Origin of the sequence: Siminovitchia sediminis (assembly GCF_042680885.1) — a bacterium.
Lineage (GTDB): Bacteria > Bacillota > Bacilli > Bacillales > Bacillaceae_C > Siminovitchia > Siminovitchia sediminis.
In genome coordinates this window covers 1-2,306 of sequence record NZ_JBHUEO010000080.1, presented here as the reverse complement: position 1 = coordinate 2,306, position 2,306 = coordinate 1, and the positions used below count along the sequence as shown (strand labels likewise).

The 2,306-nt window shown below is 34.6% G+C and carries 2 protein-coding genes; both read right to left on the bottom strand.

Going from position 1 to position 2,306, the window contains the following annotated elements:
- Positions 1-123: 123 nt before the first annotated feature.
- Positions 124-264 (bottom strand): aldehyde dehydrogenase family protein, encoded by a 141-nt coding sequence (locus tag ACFSCZ_RS17100; protein ID WP_380775641.1) that lies wholly within the window; start codon positions 262-264, stop codon positions 124-126.
- Positions 265-478: 214 nt separating this feature from the next.
- Positions 479-1,855: an aminotransferase family protein gene (locus ACFSCZ_RS17095; protein WP_380775638.1), complete on the bottom strand. Its 1,377-nt coding sequence runs from the start codon at positions 1,853-1,855 to the stop codon at positions 479-481.
- Between the last annotated feature and the right edge of the window lie 451 nt (positions 1,856-2,306).

Here is a 2,306-nt window from a genome sequence, read left to right as displayed (position 1 = left end):
ATTTGCACACTGAAGTGCAAATCAATTATATAGGAGGTGGCTCAGTTATGGCAGAGGTGGCTCTAAATCATGTCATAGGTGGCTCTAAAATATGGCAGAGGTGGTATTATCCGATGTCTTTATTCATTCATCGATTGTTTTATATAGCATGCATGCGACGACCGGACCAAAAATATCTTCCCTTACGATTGTCATGTGATCTTCTGCGGAAAAAGCAGTAGGCTGAACAAAATATCCTTTATCTAAACTTTCTTCGCCAGCCAAAAGCTTTGCACCTTCGTCAGGGCATTTTTGAAGATTGTTAATAATGCATCAATTAATTCCCTTTGTTCATTATAAAATGATTCATAACTGAAATAGTAATCATTGAGATATGTGTGAAATGTTCTTATTTGAACAATCACTGATTCATATAATTTAATGATTCTTTTATTACCCGATAGACTTATATTAAGAATAAGACGCAATTGCCTTCTTCTTATAACGATTTTTCAAATGAGGTTAATGCTTCATCGATTATACTGATCATTTCTTCAACTTCTTCTTTATTGATAATAAGTGGAGGTGCTATTGCCACGATATTTACTTGCTCTTCAAAGTCAGCCGGTCGTAAAATTAAGCCATTATCAAAACAATGATCAACGATATGACGCGCAGCTCTAATAGATTGTTTAAATGGTGTATTTGTGTCTCTATCTTGCATGAGATCAAATCCAGCTAGAAGCCCAACCGCTCTTGTTTTTGCAACATGTGGATGATTCTCTACTAAGTAATCAAATCCTTTTTGTAATACTTTATTCATGTTATTAACATTTTGTAAAATATTATTTTCCTCAATAAATTCTAATGTTTTTAATCCAATAGCACATGCCGTAGGATGTCCACTATACGTGAATCCATGACCTATTATACCGTCGTAAGAAACAAGTGTATCTCTTACTTCTTGCGAGAGTAATACTGCCCCTAACTGTGCATATCCACTTGTAATACCTTTTGCTGTACACATCATATCAGGTACAACATCCCAGTTTTCGACCCCGAACATTCTACCTGTTCTACCAAAACCACAAATAACCTCATCAGCAATAAATAAAATGTTGTTTTCTTCACATAACTTTTTAACTGCTTGTAAGTATCCTTCCGGTGGAACGTGTACTCCTCCTGCACCTTGAATCGGTTCTATTATTACTGCCGCAATTTGGTCCGCTCCCTTTGTTTCAATAAGATGACGGATACTATCTTTATATTCTGGATCGCTCTTATCCCCTTTTTCTGCATTTACTAAATGTGGTTTTGCATGGATAATATCGGAATCCTTTGATCCAGAGAAGTTATGAAATCCTTCAATTCCTGTTGCAGAACCAGTTGCAATCGTAGCCCCATGGTAACCACGTTTTAATGAAATAATATTTTTCTTAGATGATTGCCCCTTTAGATCCCAATAAAATCTAGCAAACTTAAATGCCGTTTCATTTGATTCAGATCCGCCTGAGGTGAAGAATACAGAATTCAGATCTCCAGGTGCTATACCAGCAATTTTTTCAGCAAGTCGAACCGCAAGTTCATTTGAATATCCATAGAATGATGAACTATATGCTAGTTTAGTAAGTTGTTCATGCGCTGCATCCGCAAGTTCTTTTTGACCAAACCCTAAGTTTACGTTCCATAACATGGACACACCATCAATATATGATTTTCCACAAATGTCTTTCACTCGAACGCCATTACCCTCTGAAAAGATAGCTTTTGGCCCATCTTCCAATAAAGTTTTAGGTACTGTAGTTGGATGTATAAAATGCTTTTTGTCCGCTTCAATCAATTGTTCTACAGTTGAATCCTTAGTTAAGTTAGTCATGATAAATCTCTCCTTTTCAAATTTTACTTACTAATATATTTTAATGGTGTTAATGACAACACCGTTAAAATCTTATTATATGATTGAATCATTCTTAAACATTTATATGAAAATAATCAATCAGATTGCTCTTTATATTCTTTTATAATTCAACATGAGGTGATGTTTTATTAAGACGAGCGTTCTTCAATCTCCTTTTCGTCAAATGTTAATTTAGGAGGTTGATTTCTAAGAATTTTGAACATTTTCGTTATGAATGCTAAATGTATGAACACAATAACGAACCAACTAATGCCTAGCGTAAAGGCATTTTTACTTAAACTAGTTGTAACCGTCAAGTAGAAATCAACAGTTTTTGAAATATAAGACTCAACAGCTTTCGTCAATTAAGATTCAACACTTTGTTTATCGAATAAAGCTTTTCTATATTTCATCCTGATACTGCCCTGTT